This window comes from Pseudomonas sp. KB_15, assembly GCF_052114525.1.
Taxonomy (GTDB): domain Bacteria; phylum Pseudomonadota; class Gammaproteobacteria; order Pseudomonadales; family Pseudomonadaceae; genus Aquipseudomonas.
In genome coordinates, this window is record NZ_JBFREX010000267.1 from 1 (window position 1) to 414 (window position 414).

The window sequence follows — 414 nt, forward strand, 5'->3', positions numbered from 1 at the left end:
GAGCGGGGCGATTCGGCCGCCGCGGCGGCGATGATCGACTGCCTGCGTCAGAAGTGGCCGAGGTAGCCGCCATCGACGGCCAGCACCTGCCCGCTGACGTACGATGCCGCCGGTGAGGCGAGGAAGACCGCCGCGCCGGCCACTTCGTCCGGCTGGCCCCAGCGGCCCAGCGAGGTCCGGTTGCGCAGCCATTCGGCGACCGTGCCGTCCGCCACCATCGACTGGTTCGGCTCGGTGGCGAAGTAGCCGGGCGCGATGGCGTTGACGGTGATGCCGTGGCGGCCCAGATCGGCCGCCATGGCGCGCGTGAGGGCGTCCAGCCCGCCCTTGGTGGCCGGATAGAGCACGTCGTTGGCGCGCGCCACCTGCCCGGCGATCGACGAGACATTGACGATGCGCCCGTACTGCCCGCGC

At 72.7% G+C, this 414-nt stretch carries 1 protein-coding gene; it reads right to left on the reverse strand.

The window, feature by feature from the left end; genetic code table 11:
• Positions 1–47: 47 nt before the first annotated feature.
• Positions 48–414: SDR family oxidoreductase (locus AB4Z35_RS30815; RefSeq protein WP_442101273.1), on the reverse strand; the 367-nt coding region annotated here is incomplete at its 5' end.